The 20,411-nt window shown below is 70.3% G+C and carries 15 protein-coding genes; 7 read left to right on the top strand and 8 right to left on the bottom strand.

The genetic code is table 11. From position 1 onward, the window contains the following. Nucleotides 1-55: 55 nt before the first annotated feature. Together ACPXB1_RS04660 and ACPXB1_RS04655 are read right to left on the bottom strand one after the other, a co-directional pair. Nucleotides 56-1,516, bottom strand: coding sequence for a M1 family metallopeptidase (locus ACPXB1_RS04660; protein ID WP_355590650.1), 1,461 nt, complete (start codon nt 1,514-1,516; stop codon nt 56-58). A 105-nt stretch (nt 1,517-1,621) separates the two neighbouring features. Continuing rightward, on the bottom strand, nt 1,622-3,043 hold the full coding sequence (locus tag ACPXB1_RS04655) for a M1 family metallopeptidase (protein ID WP_355590647.1): 1,422 nt from the start codon (nt 3,041-3,043) through the stop codon (nt 1,622-1,624). Nucleotides 3,044-3,441: 398 nt separating this feature from the next. Here ACPXB1_RS04655 and ACPXB1_RS04650 point away from each other — a divergent pair, with 398 nt between their 5' ends. Both ACPXB1_RS04650 and ACPXB1_RS04645 read left to right on the top strand, forming a co-directional pair. Next, nucleotides 3,442-4,581: a sugar phosphate isomerase/epimerase family protein gene (locus ACPXB1_RS04650; protein WP_425734836.1), complete on the top strand. Its 1,140-nt coding sequence runs from the start codon at nt 3,442-3,444 to the stop codon at nt 4,579-4,581. A 216-nt stretch (nt 4,582-4,797) separates the two neighbouring features. Beyond that, complete coding sequence (locus tag ACPXB1_RS04645; RefSeq protein WP_425734835.1) at nt 4,798-8,112, top strand: ThuA domain-containing protein; 3,315 nt, start codon at nt 4,798-4,800, stop codon at nt 8,110-8,112. 69 nt (nt 8,113-8,181) lie between these two features. Here the strand turns inward: ACPXB1_RS04645 and ACPXB1_RS04640 are convergent, their stop codons facing one another. Together ACPXB1_RS04640 and guaB are read right to left on the bottom strand one after the other, a co-directional pair. Next, nucleotides 8,182-9,300: a GuaB3 family IMP dehydrogenase-related protein gene (locus ACPXB1_RS04640; protein WP_355590638.1), complete on the bottom strand. Its 1,119-nt coding sequence runs from the start codon at nt 9,298-9,300 to the stop codon at nt 8,182-8,184. A 30-nt stretch (nt 9,301-9,330) separates the two neighbouring features. Continuing rightward, entirely contained in the window at nt 9,331-10,893 is a 1,563-nt protein-coding gene (gene guaB, locus ACPXB1_RS04635) for an IMP dehydrogenase (RefSeq protein WP_355590635.1), read from the bottom strand. A gap of 186 nt (nt 10,894-11,079) precedes the next feature. On the opposite strand from guaB, the gene ACPXB1_RS04630 reads away from it, so the two are divergent. Then, nucleotides 11,080-11,496 (top strand): DUF5319 domain-containing protein, encoded by a 417-nt coding sequence (locus ACPXB1_RS04630; RefSeq protein WP_355590632.1) that lies wholly within the window; start codon nt 11,080-11,082, stop codon nt 11,494-11,496. A gap of 170 nt (nt 11,497-11,666) precedes the next feature. Here the strand turns inward: ACPXB1_RS04630 and ACPXB1_RS04625 are convergent, their stop codons facing one another. Beyond that, on the bottom strand, nt 11,667-12,485 hold the full coding sequence (locus ACPXB1_RS04625) for a helix-turn-helix transcriptional regulator (RefSeq protein WP_355590629.1): 819 nt from the start codon (nt 12,483-12,485) through the stop codon (nt 11,667-11,669). 255 nt (nt 12,486-12,740) lie between these two features. On the opposite strand from ACPXB1_RS04625, the gene ACPXB1_RS04620 reads away from it, so the two are divergent. Continuing rightward, entirely contained in the window at nt 12,741-13,124 is a 384-nt protein-coding gene (locus ACPXB1_RS04620) for a WhiB family transcriptional regulator (RefSeq protein WP_355590626.1), read from the top strand. A gap of 136 nt (nt 13,125-13,260) precedes the next feature. Here ACPXB1_RS04620 and ACPXB1_RS04615 read toward each other — a convergent pair whose 3' ends face one another. The 3 genes from ACPXB1_RS04615 to groES all read right to left on the bottom strand — a co-directional run bounded on the left by ACPXB1_RS04615 (nt 13,261) and on the right by groES (nt 17,093). Next, complete coding sequence (locus tag ACPXB1_RS04615; RefSeq protein WP_355629018.1) at nt 13,261-14,943, bottom strand: molybdopterin-dependent oxidoreductase; 1,683 nt, start codon at nt 14,941-14,943, stop codon at nt 13,261-13,263. Between the two features lie 124 nt (nt 14,944-15,067). Continuing rightward, nucleotides 15,068-16,708 (bottom strand): chaperonin GroEL, encoded by a 1,641-nt coding sequence (groL, locus tag ACPXB1_RS04610; RefSeq protein ID WP_355590620.1) that lies wholly within the window; start codon nt 16,706-16,708, stop codon nt 15,068-15,070. 70 nt (nt 16,709-16,778) lie between these two features. Further along, nucleotides 16,779-17,093: a co-chaperone GroES gene (gene groES, locus ACPXB1_RS04605; RefSeq protein ID WP_030330046.1), complete on the bottom strand. Its 315-nt coding sequence runs from the start codon at nt 17,091-17,093 to the stop codon at nt 16,779-16,781. Nucleotides 17,094-17,394: 301 nt separating this feature from the next. Between groES and ACPXB1_RS04600 the strand changes: the two genes are divergently transcribed. The 3 genes from ACPXB1_RS04600 (at nt 17,395) to ACPXB1_RS04590 (ending at nt 20,354) form a co-directional block, all read left to right on the top strand. Then, nucleotides 17,395-18,591, top strand: a complete 1,197-nt coding sequence (locus ACPXB1_RS04600) for a THUMP-like domain-containing protein (protein WP_355629021.1) — start codon at nt 17,395-17,397, stop codon at nt 18,589-18,591. Nucleotides 18,592-18,601: 10 nt separating this feature from the next. Beyond that, nucleotides 18,602-19,081, top strand: coding sequence for a Cys-tRNA(Pro) deacylase (gene ybaK / locus ACPXB1_RS04595; protein WP_355629024.1), 480 nt, complete (start codon nt 18,602-18,604; stop codon nt 19,079-19,081). 178 nt (nt 19,082-19,259) lie between these two features. Further along, a complete protein-coding gene (locus tag ACPXB1_RS04590; RefSeq protein ID WP_355590615.1) occupies nt 19,260-20,354 on the top strand; it encodes a sugar ABC transporter substrate-binding protein in 1,095 nt (364 codons plus the stop codon). Nucleotides 20,355-20,411 lie beyond the last annotated feature (57 nt).

Below are 20,411 nucleotides of genomic sequence, written 5' to 3'. Positions count from 1 at the left end.
TCGCCCTGGCAGAAAGTGCAAGATCGCGGGGGTGGAAGGGCGCGCGCGAGGGGGGTTAGAGGGGTTTGGGGGTTGGGGGCTTCTGGGTGCCGTAGAGCCAGGTGTCGAAGAGGGGCTTGAGCTTCTTGTTGGAGATGCGCTCGGCCAAGGCCACGAACTCCGCTGTGGTGGCGGTGCCGTTGCGCTTCTCGGCCAGCCAGGCCTTGAGGATCTCGAAGAACGCCTTGTCCCCGACGGCCACCCGCAGCGCGTGCACTGTCATTCCTCCGCGCTGGTAGACCGACTCGCTGAACAGCTTCGTCATCCCCGGCCGGCCCGGCGGCGTCCTCCACACCTCGGCCGGCACGCCTGCGTACCGGGCCTCGAACGCCTGCTTGGCCGTGGACTGCCGGGTGTGCTCAGCCCAGAGCCATTCCGCGTACGTCGCGAAGCCCTCGTTGAGCCAGATGTCCTCCCACTTGGCAATCGCCACACTGTTGCCGAACCACTGGTGGGCCAACTCGTGGGCGACCACATCGGTGTTCTCGCCACGCCTGAAGAAGCCTGCGGAGTAGACCGGGCGGCTCTGGGTCTCCAGCGCGTAGGAGATCCGGCTGTCGGAGACCACCACACCGCCGTACGCGTCGACCGGGTACGGCCCGAAGACGCTCTCCAGGTAGTCGGCCACCTTGACGGTCTGCGCGATCGACACGTCCGGGGCGCCCTTGGCCACGGTAGTGGTGACCGCGCTGTAGACCGGCCGCCCCTTGTGCTCGCCGGTGGTGATCCGGAACTTGCCGATCACCACGGTGCTCAGGTAGCTGGCCATCGGCGACTTCTCCGACCACTTCCAGGTCGTCCAGCCGTCAGTGGTGGTCGAGCCGCCCGGCACGCCGTTGCTGATCGCGGTGAGGCCCTTCGGGACGGTGATCTCGATGTCGTAGGCGGCCTTGTCGGACGGGTGGTCGTTGACCGGGAACCAGGTGCTCGCCGACTCGGGCTGGCCCAGCGCGATGGCGCCGTCGGGGGTGTGCAGAAAGCCGCCACTGCCGAGGGCCTCGTTCTCCAGCGGCTTCGGCACGCCGGAGTACGTGATCTCGGCGACGAACCCGTTGCCGCTGATCAGGCCGGCAGCCGGCTTGATCACCAGCTCGTTCTTGTCCCGGCTGTGGGTGGCCGGCGCGCCGTCCACCGTGACCTCTGAGACGGTCAGGCCGGCCAGGTCGAGGTTGAACGTCGACAGGTCGGCTGTCGCTGTGGCCTGCACTGTGGCGGTGCCGGTCAGCCGGTCCTTCGCCGGGTCGTAGCGCACCTTGATCGTGTACTGCCCGACGTCGTAGCCACCGTTGCCGTAGGTGGGGAAGTAGCTGTCGCCGACTCCGGCCGCACCGGCGGTGAACACACGCGAAGGCTTCGGGGACGTGCTCGGCGCCGGTGTCGCAGTGTCCGGCGCTGTCGAGTCGCACCCCGATGTCACTAGCGCCCCGGTTACCAGCAGTGCGGCGGCCACCCGCAGCCTGCGCGGCGTTTTCCGCATCGCGAACCCTCCCCGTATGGCAGCGCGGAGGCATCGCCGCCCGCGCGTGACCGGTGCCCGTGCCGATCGCAGGCGGCAGCCTATCGACAGGGCATCACAGGCCCGTCACGGCAGGGTGGGTGCCGTGCCGCCGACCAGCCAGGCGTCAAGGAGTGGCCGCAGATGCCGGTTCGACACCCGCTCGGCCAGCGCCACGAAGTCCGCGGTGGTGGCGTTTCCTCCCGCCCGCTCGGTGGTCCAGGTACGCAGGATGCGGAAGAACGTGTCGTCACCGACGGTCCGGCGTAGCGCGTGCACGGCGAGCGCGCCGCGCTTGTAGACGGCGGTGCCGAACATCCGTTCCCGGCCCGGCTCGACCGACGGCTGCGACCAGTCGGTCACCGCGTACTGGAGTTCGAAGTTGCGCTGCGCGGTCCGGCCGCCGTCGTGCTCCTCCCACAGCCACTCGGCGTAGCTGGCGAAACCCTCGTTGAGCCAGATGTCGCCCCACCTGCTGAGGGAGACGCTGTCGCCGAACCACTGGTGGGCCAACTCGTGCGTGACAACGCCCGGGTTGGGCCTGTCGTCGGTGAAGAAGGCGGGCCCGTAGACCGGCCGGGACTGGGTCTCCAGCGCGTAGGAGATCCGGTCGTCCGCGACGGCGATGCCCCCGTACGAGTCGAACGGGTACGGGCCGAAGCGGCTGGCCAGAAAGTCCGCGATCTCGCCGGTGCGGGCCAGCGAGCCTGCCGCGCCACCGGTCGCCGGGAGGCTCGCCGCGACGGCGGTGACAATCGGCCGTCCGGCGTGGTTGCCGTCGACCACCCGGTAGTTGCCGATCACGAGGGTGCTCAGGTAGCTGGCCATCGGGGTGCGCTCCGACCAGCGCCAGGTGGTCCAGCCGTCGGCGCTGCTCCGCGGGCCGGGCACGCCGTTGCTGAGCGCGGCGAGTCCGTCTGGAACGGTCACGGCGATGTCGTAGCTGGCCTTGTCCGACGGGTGGTCGTTGACCGGAAACCAGGTGGCTGCGGAGTCGGGCTGACCGAGCGCGATCGCGCCGTCGTCGGTGTGCAGGAAGCCGCCGCTGCCCAGCGCACCGTCGGTGACGGCACTGGGCACACCCTGGTAGTCGACGACCACAGTGAACTGTCGGCCGCGTGGCAGCCGGTCGCGCGGTGTCACCACCAGTTCGCTGGCGTCGCGGCGGTGCTCGGCCCGCGCCTGGTCGACGGTGACCGCGCCGACGTCCAGGCCGGCGAGGTCCAGGTTGAACCGGGACAGATCCTGTGTCGCGGTGGCCGTGATGGCGGCCCGGCCGGTGAGCCGGTCGGTCGTCGGGTCGTAGCGGACGCCCAGGCCGTAGTGCGTGACGTCGTAGCCGCCGTTGCCGCGTCCGGGCACGTACGGGTCACCGGCGTCGGCGGCGCCGGGCCGGAACCCGTCGTTGTCTGCACCCGTACATCCGGCGGCGCCGAGCGCGACGGCACAGGTGAACGCGGTGACTATGGCCAGCCGGTGGCGGCGCGGCGTCCGTCCGGTCAGGACCATTCACGTCTCCTTTCGCCCGGTCGCCCGGGTCACGACGAGCGTAGCCAGCACGGCCGGGCCGGAGGTGTGTATCGACGATCGTCAGTTACTTTCGTTTAAACAAGCAAAAGTTAGCTCACATTGACACTTTCTTTTGGCCACCGCCGACGTTACTGTCTGACCCCAAGATGTAACGCGTTCGGAACATCCCAGCCGATCGCGTCCAGGAGCGGGACGTCGCGTCCCACACCGACACGCCGTGGCGGCGGCGTGCAGTTGCCCCTTCGATGTCACGACACCGCAGGCCCCCGGCCTCGCCGGAGACGCGGACAAGGCGCTCGGCGGCGCCCTGCGACGGACCCTCGTCGCACCCTTGCTGATCGTTATCGACGGCATACGCCGTCGCGAAAGGTGGGACCATGCCAGACCACACCGACGCCACGCCGACCAACCGGATCAACCGCCGGTCCCTGCTCGCCGCCTCCGCAGGCGTCGCCGCCGCACTTGGCGCGGCCGGCCTGCCGGTCCTCGCCACCGGCTCCCCTGCCCTCGCCCACCCCAAGGACAAAGACAAGGGCAAGGGTAAGGGTAAGGACAAGAGCAAGCTGCGGGTCGAACCGCTGATCCCGGAGAAGAACCGCGGCATCATCCTCTACAGCGTCCGGGACCGGATCACCGCAGCGCCCGACGACAGCGGAGTGCCGTACGGCTTCGAACGCGTCCTCGCCCGACTCGCCGAGATCGGCTACAAGGAAATCGAGTTCGCTGGCTACACCCAGCACACCTCGATCCTCGGCCGGCAGATCACCCCGCGCGAGATCCGCAAGATCCTCGACGACAACGGCCTGGTCGCCAACGGCACCCACGCCTCGATCCAGGCGGCCACCTTCCAGCAGCAGCTGGACATCGCCGAGGAACTCGGCATGAAGAACATCGGCACCGGCAGCGACCCGACCAACAGCGCCTACAAGGCCGACTGGGACGCCGCCGCCGACCTCTGGAACGAGTTGGGCCGGCAGGCCCGCGCCCGGGGCATGCGGCTCTACACGCACAACCACGACGTCGCGTACAGCTTCCTGCTCGACTCCGGGCCGCTCGACGCGCAGGGCCGCCCCACCCGCTCGTCGGGCGTCCGGCGGCTGGAGTACTTCTTCGGCAAGACCGACCCGAAGTACGTCTTCTTCGAGTTCGACATCTACTGGGGCTACGTGGCCCGCTACAAGCACCAGAAGTACGTCGACCCGGCCGGGCGTGAGGTGACCGACCTGTTCGACCCGATCCTCAACGTGGCCGACCGGACCACCCGGTTCCCGCTGTTCCACGCGAAGGACGGCGACCGCGACACCAGCGTGCCCAACGGTCACCAGATGGCACCCCTCGGCGAGGGCGACATCAACTTCCAGCAGTTCTTCCAGACCATCGGCGAGCGGGACTTCCACCACGCCAACTGGGAGATGGACACCGCTCCCGGCGGCACCGCCAACCGGGGACAGTCGCTCGACCTCGCGGCGCTCAGCTACCGCAACATGTCCGACCTGACGATCTACCTGAAGAAGTAACACCCCGCACGGCCGGCGTCCGCTCGACGCCGGCCGTGCCCACACTCCGCCGGCCGTCGAGCCGGCGGTGGTGACGGGCGCGGACAACCGCCGTCCCCGATCACCTTCGCGCTCCCGTACGGCGACGGGACGCGCACGGTCCATCCCCCCACGCAGTCGCGCGGCCGGCCCCACCGGGCCGGGGATGCCGCGCGCCCGCCGACCACCGGAGGAACGATGATCCGACCGACCGGACGACGATGGTTCGCCGTCGCCGCTGGGCTCATCCTGACCGTCCCCCTCATCTCCGCCGCACCCGCCACTGCGGCGCCAACCGACCCACCCCCGAGCGGTACAGCCGTCGTGGAGAACGGCCCCGCCGCGCTCCGCTCCCCCAAGCGCGCCCCGAAGACCTACCAGGTCCTGGTGTTCACGAAGACCGCCGGTGAGCGCCGGGCGTCCATCAACGACGGTGTCGACACGATCCGGAAACTGGCCAAGGCCAACAAGTTCACTGTCACTGTCACCCGGGACGCCGCAGTGTTCACCCCCACCGAGCTGGCGAAGTACCGGGCCGTGGTCTTCCTCAACACCACCGGTGACGTCCTCAACGCCAGCCAGGAGGCAGCCTTCGAGGCGTACGTGAAGGCCGGCGGCGGCTACGTCGGCGTACACGCCGCAGCGGAGACCGAACCGGACTGGACCTTCTACCAGGACCTGGTCGGCGCGAAGGTGGCAAGCGCCTCGACCGTCACCCGTGGCGTGGTCGACGTCGCCGACCGCGCCCACCCGGCGTCGGAGACGCTGCCGCGCACGCTCACCCTCACCGAGGAGTGGTACAACTTCGACCGCAACGTCCGGGGCACCTCGCACGTCCTGGCCACTGTCGACGAGAAGACCTACACCGGCGGCACGATGGGGTACGACCACCCGATCACCTGGTGCAAGGACTACCAGGGCGGGCGTTCCTTCTACACCGGCCTCGGGCACAGCATCGAGACGTACCGCTCGGCGAAGTTCCGTGAGCACCTGCTCGGCGGCATCCAGTGGTCCGCCGGCGTGATCGAGGGCGACTGCGGCGCGACGGTGCTCGGCAACTACGAGAAGGTCACCCTCAACGGCGAACCGGGCGAGCCGATGTCGCTGGCAGTGCTCCCCGACGGCCGGGTGCTGCACAACACCCGTGGCGGCGAGGTACGCCTCTACGACCCGGCGACCGGCGCCAGCCCGGTGATCACCACCATCGACGTGTACCAGCACGACGAGGACGGCCTCCAGTCGGTGGCGATCGATCCGGACTTCGCGAAGAACAAGTGGGTCTACATCTACTACGCGCCGAAGCTCAACACCCCGGTCGACGACCCGAGCACCCCGGGCGTCAACGAGGGCGACGCGCCCGCCACGTCGAACGACCCGACGGTGTGGGACAAGTTCAAGGGCTACAACCAGCTCTCCCGGGTCAAGCTCGTGGAAACCCCGACCCCGCGCCTGGACATGAGCACCGAGCAGCAGATCCTCCGGGTCGAGGCCGACCGCGGCATCTGCTGCCACGTGGCCGGCGAGATCAAGTTCGACGCCAAGGGACTGCTCTACCTCGTCACCGGCGACGACACCAACGCCGGCGGCTCCGACGGGTACACCCCGATCAACGAGTCGCCGGCCCAGGGCCCCGGGTACGACGCGCAGCGCTCGTCGGGCAACACAAACGACCTGCGCGGCAAGCTGCTGCGGATCAAGGTACGGTCCGACGGCACGTACTCAATCCCGAAGGGCAACCTCTTCGACGAGGCGAAGGACCAGGCCGGCAAGACCCGGCCGGAGATCTTCCTGATGGGGCTGCGCAACCCGTTCCGGTACGACGTGGGCGCCGACGGCACTGTCTACGTCGGTGACTACTCGCCGGACTCCCGCGTGCCCAGCGCCACCCGGGGCCCGGACGGCACCGGCCGCTGGTTCGCCACAAAGAAGGCCGGCAACTACGGCTGGCCGTACTGCTATTCGCCGAGCCTGCCGTATGTCGACTACGACTTCGTCACCCGGACCTCCGGCGCACCGTTCAACTGCGGTGCCCCGGTAAACGACTCGCCGCGCAACACCGGCCTGCGGGTGCTGCCGAAGGTCGAGCAGCCGCAGTTCTGGTACACGTTCGACGCCCGTACCCCGTGCGCCGGGGCGTACCTGGAGAACCCGCCGGTCGCCTGCGACTTCAAGTGGCCGGTGATCGGCACCGGCGGCGTCGGCCCCATGGGCGGCCCGATCTACTCGTACGACTCGAAGTCGACCTCCGAGGTGAAGTTCCCCGAGTACTACCAGAACGCTGTGGTCTTCGGTGAGTTCACCCGCGACAAGATCTTCATGATGCGTACCGACGGCAAGGGCAAGCTGACCGGCGTGGAGCAGTTCCTGCCGGGCTTCGTCTTCGACAACCCGATGGACATGGAGTTCGGGCCGGACGGCTCGCTCTACCTGCTGGAGTACGGCGACGGCTTCTTCCGGGCCAACCCCGACGCGCAACTGTCGGTGATCCGGTACGTCAAGGGCCAGCGGTCGCCGGTGGCGAAGCTCGACGCCACGCCAACCTCCGGGACCGTGCCGCTGACCGTGCAGTTCTCCTCGGCCGGCAGCTACGACCCGGACCCGGGCGAGTCCATCTCGTACGCCTGGGACTTCACGAACGACGGCACCGTCGACTCGGCAGACCCGAACCCGTCGTTCACCTACACGGCGAACGGCACCTACAGCGCCAAGCTGACGGTGACCGACTCCAGCGGCAGGACCGCCGTACTCACCAGGGAGATCGTGGTCGGCAACACCGCGCCCACAGTGACAGTCACCTCCCCGGTGTCCGGCAGCTTCTTCAACTGGGGTGACACGGTGCCGTTCACGGTCACGGTGACCGACCCGGAGGACGGGCCGGTGGACTGCTCACGGGTGACGGTGACGTTCGTCCTCGGCCACGACAGCCACGGGCACCCGGACAGCTCCACCACCGGCTGCACGGGCATCCTGGCCACCCCCGCCGACGGCGGTGACCACGCCGGCGGCTACCTGTACGGCGGGATCAGCGCCTCCTACACCGACCTGGGCGGCGGCGGGCAGGCCCCGCTCACCACAGTCGGCCAGGCGATCATCCAGACGCCTCGCCAGCAGGCCGAGAACGCCCAGGTGAAGGAGGGCGTCACGATCGCCAACACCGGTGACACCGGCGGCGGTCAGCACGTCAGCTCGATCGACCCGGGCGACCACATCGCCTTCGACCCGATCAACCTGGGTGGGGTGTCCAGCGTGACGCTGCGGCACTCCGGAGGCTCGGCCGCCACAGCGGGCACCCCCCGCGCGGCGGTGGAACTGCGGCTCGACTCGCCGACCGGCCCGCTCGTCGCCACTGCGACGTTGAACGCGACCACCGGCAACGCGGCCTTCACCAGCACCTCGGTGCCGGTGAACCAGCCGGCCGGGGCGCACCGGCTCTACCTGGTCTACACCGCCGTACCGGGCGGGCCGACCAGCGGCCTGGGCAACCTGAACTGGGTCGAATTCACAGTGGGCTGACCCCCTGGGAACGACGGAGGCCGGCCCCGCAACGTGGCGGGGCCGGCCTTCCGGCATGCAGGGGGCAGGTCAGCGGTCGAGGACCAGGCCCACCTTCTGGAACTCCTTGAGGTCGCGGTAGCCGCACTTGGCCATCGCCCGGCGCAGCCCGCCGAACAGGTTGAGCTGGCCGTCGGCCTCGTCGGCCGGGCCGAACAGCAACTGCTCCATCGACCCGAGCGGGTCGCCGGAGACCTCGAACGCGCCCCGGGGCAGCGACGGGTGGCTCGCCGCCGAGTGCCACCAGGCGCCACCGGCGGGCGCCTCCTCGCAGAGCGACAACGGCTCGCCGAGCATCACCGCGTCGGCACCGCAGCCGAGCGCCTTGGCGATGTCGCCGGAGGTCTGGATGTCGCCGTCGGCGATCAGGTGCACGTACCGGCCGCCGGTCTCGTCGAGGTAGTCCCGGCGGGCCGCCGCGGCGTCGGCGATCGCGGTGGCCATCGGCACCCGGATGCCCAGCACCGACTCGGTGGTCGACCACTCGTCGCCGCCGATGCCGACGATCACGCCGGCCGCGCCGGTGCGCATCAGGTGCAGCGCCGTCTTGTAGTCGGTGCAGCCGCCGACGATCACCGGCAGGTCGAGGTCGGCGATGAACTCCTTGAGGTTCAGGGGCTCGTCGGTAGTCGACACGTGCTCGGCCGAGACGATGGTGCCCTGGATGACCAGGATGTCCACCCCGGCGTCCAGGATCACCGGCGCCAGCGCCAGGGTGTGCTGCGGGGACACCCGCACCGCCACGGTGCCGCCGCCGGCCCGCAGCTCACGGACCCGCTCGGCGATCAGGTCCGGGCGGATCGGCTCGGCGTACACCTCCTGGAGCCGCTTGGTGGCGCGGGCGTCCTCGTCGAGGCCTGCCAACTCATCAAGCACCTTCGTCGGGTTCTCGTAGCGGGTCCACAGCCCCTCGACGTTGAGCACGCCGAGGCCGCCGAGCTGACCCAGCCGCACCGCCGACGCCGGGCTCATCGTGGCGTCGGACGGGTGCCCGACGCAGGGAATACCGAACGGGTACGCGTCGAGCTGCCAGGCCGTGGAGACGTCGTCGACGTCCCTGGTCCGGCGGCTCGGCACGATGGCGATGTCGTCCAGGTGGTAGCCGCGCTGCGCGGTCTTGCCCAGCCCGATCTCGACCACGTCACGCATGGGGGACTCCAGGTGGTTGGGGGTGGTGGGTCAGCGGGTGTGGTAGTTGGGCGCCTCGACGGTCATCTGGATGTCGTGCGGGTGGCTCTCCTTGAGACCGGCCGCGGTGATCCGGATGAGCTGGCCACGGTGGTGCAGGTCGGGGATGTTCTCCGCGCCGGCGTATCCCATCGCCAGTCGCAGCCCACCGACGAGCTGGTGGGCCACCCGCGACAGCGGCCCCCGGTAGGGCACCTGGCCCTCGACGCCCTCGGGTACCAGCTTGTCGTCGCTGAGCACGTCCTGCTGGAAGTAGCGGTCCTTCGAGTACGACTTGGCCTGGCCACGGGACTGCATCGCGCCGAGCGAGCCCATCCCCCGGTACGTCTTGAACTGCTTGCCGTTGACGAAGATCAGCTCGCCGGGGCTCTCCTCGCAGCCGGCCAGCAGGCTGCCGAGCATCACCGTGTCGGCGCCGGCCACAAGGGCCTTGGCGATGTCACCCGAATACTGGATGCCGCCGTCGCCGATCACCGGCACACCGGCCGGACGGGCGGCGCGGGCCGCCTCCATGATCGCGGTGATCTGCGGAACGCCGACCCCGGCGACGATCCGGGTGGTGCAGATCGCACCCGGGCCGACACCCACCTTGACCCCGTCGGCGCCGGCATCGACGAGCGCCTTCGCGCCGGCGTACGTCGCCACGTTGCCGCCCACGACGTCGACGCTCACGTCCTTCTTGAGCCGGCGGACCATGTCCAGCACAGCCCGCTGGTGCCCGTGCGCGGTGTCCACGATCAGCACGTCCACGCCCGCGTCGACAAGCGTGCGTGCCCGCTTGTAGGAGTCCTCGCCGACACCGATCGCGGCGGCCACCCGGAGCCGTCCGGCAGCGTCCTTCGTGCTCTCCGGGTACTGCTCGCTCTTGGTGAAGTCCTTCACGGTGATCAGCCCGCGCAGCCGGCCCGACTCGTCGACGATCGGCAGCTTCTCGACCTTGTGCTGACGCAGCAGCGCCAACGCGTCGTCCTTGCTCACGCCGACCCGGGCGGTGATCAGCGGGGTACGGGTCATGATCTCGTGGACCGGGGTGCTCGGCTCGGACACGAAGCGCATGTCGCGGTTGGTGACGATGCCTACCAACTGCCCGTCGCCGTCGACCACCGGCACACCGGAGATCCGGTACCGGCCGCACAGCTCGTCGACCTCGCGCAGTGTGTCGTCCGGGCTTGCCGTCACCGGGTTGGTGATCATGCCGGACTCGGAGCGCTTGACCAGGTCGACCTGGAGCGCCTGGTCGTCAACGGACAGATTGCGGTGCAGCACGCCGATGCCGCCCTGACGGGCCATGGCGATCGCCATCCGCGCCTCGGTGACGGTGTCCATGGCACTCGACAGCAGCGGAATGGTCAACTCGATGTTGCGGGTGAGCTTCGTACGGGTGTTGACCCGGCTGGGCACGACATCCGACTCGCCCGGCTGCAACAACACGTCGTCGAAGGTGAGCCCGAGCGGAACTACCCGCGCCGACCCTGCCGGCAACTCGGGCAGGTGGCCGCCCAGGTCGGCGTGTTCGACGCCGGCCGGAAGATCGGTGCTGGGCGAAATTTCCACGATTGCTCCCCTGAGCTGCTCGGATGGGCTTCAGCGAGGTGGCGCGGGCGGACACAGGGACACGCCGCGGTGCCGGCCGGTCGTCCCATCGTACCCAGTGAGCTGGGCGACCTCCGGCGGTGGCGGCACTCCCGGCGCGGTGCCGGGGGGCGGACGTTCACGCCGCGTTGGGTCTACGGTGAGGGGGTGCACGACGAGCCCATCGACCCGTTCAACGGCGACCCGGCCGACCCGACTGCGGGGCTTGACGATCCGGGCGACGACGCGACGCCGGATCCGCTTACCGACGTCGAGCGGCAGGACGTGCTCGAAGACCTCGCCGACCTGGAGATCTACCAGGCTCTGCTGGCACCGATCGGGGTGCGCGGGCTGGTGATCGAGTGCGAGGACTGCCGGGAGCCGCACTACTTCGACTGGGACCTGCTGCGGGGCAACCTGCGGCACCTGCTCAACTCGGGGCGTCCGCGCGTGCACGAGCCGGCCTACGACCCCGACCCGGACCACTACGTGACCTGGGATTACGCCCGTGGGTACGCCGACGGGGTGCACGACACCCTGACCGAGGGCACCGAGGACGAGCCGGGCACCCCGACGACCGCCTGACTGCCGCAGCCTGTTCCCACCGTCACGCGACTGCCCGGCCTACTCACGGCCTCAGGCGAGACGGCCCGGCCCGCTCGCGCCGTCGGGCGACGAGGCTGGTCTGTTCCCGCCGCCGGGTGAGTGCTTAGCCCGTTCACGCCGTCACGGGACTGCCCGGCCTGCTCGCGCCGTCAGGCGACTAGGCCGGCGCGGAAGCCGGCGGCCACCGCGTGTGCCCGGTCCCGGGCACCGAGCTTGCGGAACAGCCGCCGGGCGTGGGTCTTGACAGTGTCCTCGGACACGAACAGCTCCCGGCCGATCTCCGCGTTGCTCTTGCCCTCGGCCATGCCGAGCAGGACCTGCAACTCCCGCTCGGTGAGACCGATGGACGCCCGGGTGGGTCGGGTGTTCGTGGCCGGTCGGGCGGCGTCGTTCTGGCCGGTCGCCTGCTCGTCGGTGGCCGGGTCGACCTCGTCCTCGCCCCGCTGCACGGGCACTGACGGCATGCCGGCAGAGCCCTCACCCGCCACGGCGGTCCAGCCCGGCTCGGCGGAGCCCCGCAGGGATGGCACCGAGCGGCCCGATCCGCCGACCGACGCGGTGTCCCGGGCCGGGTCGGTGACCCGCTGCCGGGAGGCCCGGCCGGGCACGGTGAGCAGCAGCAGGGCCTTGGCCACCGCGCTGGTCAGGTCATGGTCGACGTTCTGGATCAGGCCCCGCGCGCCGGCGCTGATGGTGGCCGCCGCGGCCTCGGGTTCCTCGGTGCCGAGCAGCAGGACGGCGGCCTGCGGCGCGCGGGCGAGCACCCGGCGGACGAAGCCCGCGCTGTCCGGCCGGGTGAGGGCCGTGTCGGCGAGCACCACGTCGACCGGCCGTTCGGCGAGCCGGAGCATCACCTCGGGATCGGAGACGGCGGTACGGACGATCGCGGACAACCCCAGCCGCGCGGCAGCGGATGTCAGGTGCTGGGCCGCGAGCGGTGTCCGAACGCACACAAGAACAGTACGCACTGTGGTGGTCTCCTCTCCGCACACGAGCAGACCATGACGAGGTCGGCCCCGGAGGAGGTTCCGGGCAATCATCTGAACTTTTCCGACAACTAGGGCAAAAGCCCTAAGTTGCCAAGCGTTTTCGATCACAGGTGTGTGAGTCGGCAACGACTGGGGTACCGGAGGGGCCAGGCCGGGAACGGTGCGCCTGCGCGGCCCGCCGCCCGGAAGCCGGCCACAAGGATCTCGCGGTGCCGCGCGGGAGGAGGGGTGCTGATGTCGAACGTACGTAGACTGCCCGGACCCATCGTCGACCTCTGGGACTGGCAGCGGCTCGGTGCCTGCCGAGGCCGCGACAGCGCCCAGTTCTTCCACCCCGACGGCGAGCGGGGCTCATCCCGGCTGCGTCGGGAGTCGTCCGCCAAGGCGGTCTGCCGCGCATGCCCCGTCCGCGCCGAATGCGCGGCGCACGCGCTGTCGGTCCGTGAGCCGTACGGCGTGTGGGGCGGCTTCAGCGAGTCGGAGCGGCTGCGGCTGCTCGCCCTCGGCTGGGAGGACGTCGCGGACCGCCGGCACGCCCGGGTCGACGTCTCACGGCTGGAGGCCCGACTCGGCAGCACGCACAGGTCGACTCTTCCGTCCCAGCGCAACGTCGCCTGACACCCACACTCCCCAGACCAACATGCGAACCGCGCCCCCACAACGGGGGCGCGGTTCGCGCGTTGTGGCCCGCAGATCTTGGACAGTTACCGTTCGCGCGGAACGGTAACTGTCCAAGATCTGCGTGGTTGGGTGCTCAGCGGACCAGGACGGGGACCGTGTGCCAGCCGGTGGCACCGTCCGGGACGACACCCTGCGTACGCTCGGTCTGGGTCTCGCCTGTCGCGTCGGTGGCCCGGACCTGGAGCCGATGCTCGCCCGGCGTGGCGTCCCAGCGCCAGGACCACTGCACCCAGGTGTCCACCGACACCGTCGGCGCCAACTCCGCCTCCTGCCACTCGCCGTCGTCGACGCGCACCTCGACCCTGCGGATGCCCCGGTGCTGCGCCCAGGCCACCCCTGCGACGGTGACCGGCCCTGCGGTCAGCCGGTTGCGCCTGCGGGGCGCGTCGATCCGCGACTGGGTCTTGATCGGCCCCTCGACGGACCAGCCGCGCGGCACCCAGTACGCGTCGAAGTCCGCGAACCGGGTCAGCTCCAACTCGGTGACCCACTTGCACGCCGACACGTAGCCGTACAGGCCCGGCACCACCATTCGGGCCGGGAAGCCGTGATCGACAGGCAAGGGCTCCCCGTTCATGCCGATGGCCAGCAGCGCGTCGCGCCCGTCGCGCAGAGCCGCCGTGGGGGTGCCGCAGGTCCAGCCGTCGACCGACCGACCGACGACCTGGTCGGCGTCGTCGTCCGGCTCGACCTCGTCGAGCAACTCCCGCAGGGGTACGCCAAGCCAGCGGGCGTTGCCGATCAGGTCGCCACCCACCTCGTTGGAGACGCAGGCAAGCGTCACGTAGCGCTCGACCAGCGGCCGGGCCAGCAGGTCGGCGTAGGTGTAGGTGCGCTCGTTGCCGACCCGCCCGTGGATGCGCAGCCGCCACGTGTCCGGGTCCACCTGCGGCACCACGAGCGCGGTGTCGATGCGGTAGAAGCCGAAGTTCGGGGTCACGTACGGCGCGAGCTGCGCCAGCGAGAGGTCCGCCCCCGCCGGCACCGCCGCCGCGGGTACGGCAGGCGCGGGCAGGCGGATCGCGTCCCGGGCGGCCGACACCCCACGCCGCCCGGCCAGCCAGCGCCCGCCCAGACCGGCCACCGCGGCCGTGCCGAGCAGAACCCCGGTGCCGGTGAGGAACCGCCGCCGCGACTCCGGGTCGACCCCCTCCTGCCGTTCCGACCCCACCGGGTTCGGAGACCCACCCGAAGGCGGCGAGGCGGTCGGAGCTGCCGGTGCGTGCAGGTCTTCGTTGGCCGACGAGGCGGTCGGCAGCCCTGGTGCCGGACCGCTCGTGGTCGGCTCGGGTGGCGTGGGTGGCGTCCAGGGCCAGGGGTCCATCTCGAACGGGCCGGCGATGAACAGCCAGAGCACCAGCGCTCCGAGCCCACCGCCGACGAGCGATGGCAGGGCGTCGGCGAGGTCCGCGCCGGGACGGGTCAGAGCGGCGGCAACCCCCACGGCGCCCAGCGCGCCGATGCCGGCCAGACCGACGGCCAGTCGGCGTGCCGCGAGCACCCCGATCAGCGCGGCGAACCCGCCCAGCAGCACTGCCGTGCCGACCAGCAGGGCGATCTTGTCGGCGGTGCCGAAGACGTCGATGGCGAATTGCTTCAGCGGCTCGGGAACGGCGTCGACGACCACCCCGCCGACCGCTACCAGCGGCGCCGACCGAGGGCCGGTCAGGACGGCCACCGGTTCGGCGACTCCGATGGCGACGGCGGCGGCGGTGACTCCGGCCAGCGCGGCGTACCGCCGTGACGTCGTGCTCATCGACCCAGTGTGCGCGGTCGACTCGCCGGGCTGCCAACCGTGGCGGCCCTCGATGGATATCTCGGGAACAAGCCGGGGCACACCGTCGTGGACGGTGTGCCCCGGAAAGGGTGACGCTATCGGGTCAGAAGCCCGGGCCGTGCTGGTGACCGTGGCCGTGGCCGTGCCCACCGGCGGCGGCCGGCTCGGCCTGCTCCGGCTTGTCCACCACGAGGCTCTCCGTGGTGAGCAGCAGGCCGGCGATCGAGGCGGCGTTGGTGACCGCGTTGCGGGTCACCTTCACCGGGTCGATGATGCCGGCCTTGACCAGGTCGCCGTACTCGCCGGTGGCGGCGTCGAGGCCGTGGCCCCACTTCATCTCGGCGACCTTCTGGGTCACGACGTAGCCGTCGTGGCCGGCGTTCTGAGCGATCCAGCGCAGCGGCTCGACGAGCGCCTTGCGCACGATCGAGACGCCGACCTTCTCGTCACCGGTGAAGCCCAGGTCGTCGTCGAGCACCGGGAGGATCTGCACCAGGGCGGCGCCGCCGCCGGGCACGGTGCCCTCCTCGACCGCAGCCTTGGTCGCCGCGATGGCGTCCTCGATGCGGTGCTTGCGCTCCTTCATCTCGACCTCGGTCGCCGCGCCCACCTTGATCACGGCCACGCCGCCGGAGAGCTTCGCGAGCCGCTCGGCCAGCTTCTCCCGGTCCCAGTCGGAGTCGGAGGCCTCGATCTCCTTGCGGATCTGGGACACCCGGTCCTCGACGTCGGCCTTCTGGCCGCCGCCGTCGACGATCGTGGTGTTCTCCTTGTCGACCACCACGCGCCGAGCGGTGCCCAGCACCTCAAGGCCAACCTGGTCGATCTTGTAGCCCAGCTCCGGGGCGACCAGTTCGGCGCCGGTGGAGATGGCGATGTCCTGGAGCAGCGCCTTGCGCCGGTCACCGAAGCCCGGGGCCTTCACAGCGCAGACCTTGAGGGTCTTGCGCAGCGAGTTGACCACGAGGGTGGAGAGCGCCTGGCCCTCCACGTCCTCGGCGATGATCAGCAGCGGCTTGCTGTTCTGGAGGACCTTCTCCAGCAGCGGCAGCAGCTCCTCGATCGCGGAGATCTTCTGCGTGGTGACCAGGATGTAGGCGTCCTCGAGGACGGACTCCTGGCCCTCCAGGTCGGTGACGAAGTTGGGCGAGATGAAGCCCTTGTCGAACTGGAGACCCTCGGTCACCTCCAGCTCGGTGGTGAGCATCGAGCCCTCTTCGACGGTGATGACGCCGTCGCGGCCGACCCGCTCCATCGCCTCGGCGATGAGCTCGCCGATCGTGGAGTCCTGCGCGGAGATCGTGGCGACGTTCGCGATCGCCTTCTGGTCGGCGACCTCGACGGCACGGCCGAGCAGCGCCTCGGAGATCTTGGTGGCCGCCGCGTCGACGCCCCGCTTGAGGCCGGCCGGGTTGGTGCCGGCGGTCACGTTGCGCAGGCCCTCACGGACCATCGCCTGCGCCAGCACGGTCGCGGTGGTGGTCCCGTCGCCGGCGACGTCGTTGGTCTTGGTCGCCACCTCCTTGACCAGCTGCGCGCCGAGGTTCTCGTAGGGGTTGGTGAGCTCGATCTCCTTGGCGATGGTCACACCATCGTTGGTGATCGTCGGCGCACCAAATTTCTTGTCCAGGACGACGTTGCGCCCGCGCGGGCCGAGGGTGACCTTGACCGCGTCAGCGAGGGCGTTGACACCGTGCTCCAGCAGGTGTCGGGCGTCGTCCGAGAAGCTCAGGATCTTCGCCATGAATGTCCCTTCGAAGCGACGTTGCCCCGGCCCGGCGAGCCGGACCGGGGCAACGACACTGATCGGTTGCTTACTTCTCGATGACCGCGAGGACGTCGCGGGCGGAGAGCACCAGGTACTCTTCGCCGGCGTACTTGACCTCGGTGCCGCCGTACTTCGAGTAGAGGACGGTGTCGCCGACCTGCACGTCAACCGGAACCCGGTTGCCGTTGTCGTCGACGCGCCCCGGGCCCACAGCGAGGACGGTGCCCTCCTGCGGCTTCTCCTTGGCGGTGTCGGGGATCACGATGCCCGACGCCGTGGTGGTCTCAGCCTCGTTCGCCTGGACCACGATGCGGTCCTCGAGCGGCTTGATCGCAACCTTGGTCGCGGTAGTCACGGGCATACCCTCCTGGGGTACTGGATTCGTTACCGGTCGGCGGGGCCGACCAGCGTCATTTGCCACATGCCACCGGGCGGGGCCGTCGTCGCGGGTGCCGGTCCGCCTGGCGTTGCGCACCCGGGTCGCGAGACCCGGAAGCTGGCACCCTCGGGGTGAGAGTGCTAATCGCAGGTTATTCCGTGGCTGGCACTCCGTCAAGGAGAGTGCCAACGCGCGGCCTGTCGTGTCGCCACAATCTCGGCGAGCCGACGTCGGTAATCAACCCGGACCGGCCGCCCCTGCCGCTGGTCGGGACAATGCTCGGGTGGATCTCGATCAGCTGGCCGCGCTGCGTACCCCCGAGGGGTCGGCCGCGCTCGCGGCGGCGGCCGGGCTGGCCGGCGGCGACCCGCTGGCGGCGGCGTCGGCCCTACGATCGGCAGGGGTGCCACCCGCGCTCGCCGCGGCGGCGCTCACCCAGGCGGAGCTGCGCCACCGGGCGGTCGGCAAGTTCGGCCCGGCCGCCGCCGGGATGTTCCTCACCCGCGCCGGGCTGGAGCAGGCCACCCGCCGGGTCGTCGCGGACCGCCGCGCCGAACGGCTGCACGCGGCCGGCGTCCGCGCGCTTGCCGACCTGGGCTGCGGCCTCGGCGCCGACGCGCTCGCCGCCGCCCGCGCCGGCATCCGGGTGTACGGGGTGGAAGCCGACCCGGTGACCGCCGAGATGGCAGCCGCCAACGCCGCAGCGGCAGGGCTGGCCGAGCGCTTCACGGTCGAGTGCGGCGACGCCACAGCATTCGACGTCTCCCGGGTCGACGGCGTCTTCTGCGACCCGGCCCGACGTCGGGCCGGCACCGGCCGGCGGATCTTCGACCCGCGCGCCTACTCACCACCGTGGGACTTCGTGACAGGGCTTGCCGAACGGGTGCCCCGCACTGTGGTGAAGGTGGCACCGGGGTTGGACCACGCGCTCATCCCGCCCGGAGCCGAGGCGGAGTGGGTGAGCGTGGACGGTGACCTCGTCGAGGCCGCGCTCTGGTGCGGCGAACTGGCCCGGGAGCCCCGCCGCGCCACAGTCCACCGGCAGGAGGGCGCCGGGTACCGCCGCCACGAACTCACCGGCTCGGGTGCCGTCGAGGCCCCGGTCGGGCCGCCACGCCGCTACCTGTACGACCCGGACGCGGCGGTGGTACGCGCGCACCTCGTCGCCGAGCTGGCCGGTGAGCTGGACGCCACCCTCGGCGATCCGAGCATCGCCTACCTCTACGCCGACCAGCCGACCCGCACCCCGTACGCGCGCTGCCTGGAGGTCACCGACGTGCTGCCGTTCTCGCTCAAGCGCCTGCGGGCACTGCTGCGCGACCGCGGGGTGGGGCGGGTGGAGATCCTCAAGCGGGGCTCGGCGCTCACCCCGGAGCAGCTCCGCAAGGACCTGCGGCTGGCCGGCGACCAGGCGGCGAGCCTGGTGCTGACCCGGGTCGCCGGGTCGCCGACAGTGCTCGTCTGCCGGCCTGTCGACTAGGTTCTCAGGCGTGGCGGGACAGGGCACTCCGGCGACGGCACTGCTGGTAAAGCATGGCGTCGCGCATCGCATCCATCCGTACCGGGTGTCTCCGGACGCGCCGAACTACGGCGCGCTGGTGGCGGCGGCGCTCGGTGTGGCACCGGAGCGGGTGTTCAAGTCGTTGGTGACCGAGGTCGACGGCGCGCTCACGGTGGCAGTCGTTCCGGTCACCGGAGAACTGGACCTCAAGGCCCTCGCGGCGGCGGCCGGCGGCAAGCGGGCGACGCTCGCCGACCGGGCGGTCGCTGAGCGGGCCACCGGCTACGTACGGGGTGGCATCAGCCCGCTCGGGCAGCGTCGGCGCCTGCCCACAGTGCTTGACGAGTCCGCACTGGACCTGCCGACGATCTACGTCTCCGCTGGTAGGCGCGGTCTGCAACTGGAGCTGGCGGCGGCTGACCTGGTGGCTCTGACCGAGGCCCGCACCGCGGCGTTGCAAGCCCACTGAGGGCTTTCATGACGGTCGACGTCCGGTGGATGAGCGATGAGTAACAGTCGCGTTGCTGAATTGTTATCGCTATCAACAAACTCTGCACCTACGCGGTCTTGTGGACTCGGCGCGCCGCGCAATACGTTGCCGGGCACAACAAACTACACCTCCCCCACCTTCCGAAAGGACCCTGCACATGCGTAAGGGGATCCTCACCATCGCCGCCGTGGGCCTGCTCGCGACCGGCGGCTTGACCGCCTGTGGCGACGACGACTCCGGCGGCCAGGCCAGCTCCGCCAAGACTCCCAAGATCGGCGTGATCCTCCCGGACAGCAAGTCCTCCGTCCGCTGGGAGACCGCGGACCGCAAGTTCCTCAAGGAAGCGTTCGAGGCCGCCGGCGTCCAGTACGACATCCAGAACGCGCAGAACGACAAGTCCGCCTTCCAGACCATCGCCGACCAGATGATCACCAGTGGCGTCACCGTCCTGATGATCGTCAACCTGGACTCCGGCACCGGTAAGGCCGTGCTCGACAAGGCCAAGTCGCAGGGCGTCGCCACCATCGACTACGACCGGCTCACCCTGGGCGGCTCGGCCCAGTACTACGTCAGCTTCGACAACGAGACCGTCGGCAAGCTCCAGGGCGAGGGCCTGGCCAAGTGCCTGACCACCCAGGGCGTCAAGAACCCGGTCGTGTCGTACCTGAACGGCTCCCCCACCGACAACAACGCCACCCTGTTCAAGAACGGCTACGACTCGGTGCTCAAGCCGAAGTTCGACTCCAAGGAATACGTCAAGGGCCCCGAGGACGCCGTACCGGCCTGGGACAACGCGCAGGCGACGACGATCTTCGAGCAGCAGCTCACCAAGGCCAACGGCAAGATCGACGGCGTGCTGGCCGCCAACGACGGCCTCGGCAACGCCGCCATCTCCGTGCTGAAGAAGAACAAGCTCAACGGCAAGGTGCCGGTGACCGGGCAGGACGCCAGCACCGAGGGCCTGCAGAACATCCTCACCGGCGACCAGTGCATGACCGTCTACAAGGCCGTCCGGGAAGAGGCCAAGGCCGCCTCCGACCTGGCCATCGCACTGGCCAAGGGCGAGAAGAAGGACACCGGCCAGACGGTGAAGGACCCCGAAGGCGGCCGCGACGTCCCCTCGGTGCTGCTCACCCCGAAGGCCATCTACAAGGAGAACGTCAAGGACGTCATCGCCGACGGGTACGTGACCAAGGAAGAGGTCTGCGCCGGGACGTACGCCAAGCTCTGCGCCGACGCCGGCATCAGCTGACCGACGACGCAGTACCCGCCGGGACGACACCCGCCGCCCGGCACGGGAGCACCCTCC

Origin of the sequence: Micromonospora sp. DT68 (genome assembly GCF_049847245.1) — a bacterium.
Classification (GTDB): Bacteria; Actinomycetota; Actinomycetes; order Mycobacteriales; family Micromonosporaceae; genus Micromonospora; species Micromonospora profundi.
Note: the sequence above shows the minus strand (reverse complement) of the source record. Positions and strands in the feature narration are given on the sequence as shown.

What these genes read in the sequence shown, in the direction of transcription:
- ACPXB1_RS04660 (WP_355590650.1), bottom strand. Translation starts at nt 1,516, where the DNA reads ATGCGGAAAACGCCGCGCAGGCTGCGGGTGGCCGCCGCACTGCTGGTA.
- ACPXB1_RS04655 (WP_355590647.1), bottom strand. Translation starts at nt 3,043, where the DNA reads ATGGTCCTGACCGGACGGACGCCGCGCCGCCACCGGCTGGCCATAGTC.
- ACPXB1_RS04650 (WP_425734836.1), top strand. Translation starts at nt 3,442, where the DNA reads ATGCCAGACCACACCGACGCCACGCCGACCAACCGGATCAACCGCCGG.
- ACPXB1_RS04645 (WP_425734835.1), top strand. Translation starts at nt 4,798, where the DNA reads ATGATCCGACCGACCGGACGACGATGGTTCGCCGTCGCCGCTGGGCTC.
- ACPXB1_RS04640 (WP_355590638.1), bottom strand. Translation starts at nt 9,300, where the DNA reads ATGCGTGACGTGGTCGAGATCGGGCTGGGCAAGACCGCGCAGCGCGGC.
- ACPXB1_RS04620 (WP_355590626.1), top strand. Translation starts at nt 12,741, where the DNA reads ATGTCGAACGTACGTAGACTGCCCGGACCCATCGTCGACCTCTGGGAC.
- ACPXB1_RS04615 (WP_355629018.1), bottom strand. Translation starts at nt 14,943, where the DNA reads ATGAGCACGACGTCACGGCGGTACGCCGCGCTGGCCGGAGTCACCGCC.
- groL (WP_355590620.1), bottom strand. Translation starts at nt 16,708, where the DNA reads ATGGCGAAGATCCTGAGCTTCTCGGACGACGCCCGACACCTGCTGGAG.
- groES (WP_030330046.1), bottom strand. Translation starts at nt 17,093, where the DNA reads ATGCCCGTGACTACCGCGACCAAGGTTGCGATCAAGCCGCTCGAGGAC.
- ACPXB1_RS04590 (WP_355590615.1), top strand. Translation starts at nt 19,260, where the DNA reads ATGCGTAAGGGGATCCTCACCATCGCCGCCGTGGGCCTGCTCGCGACC.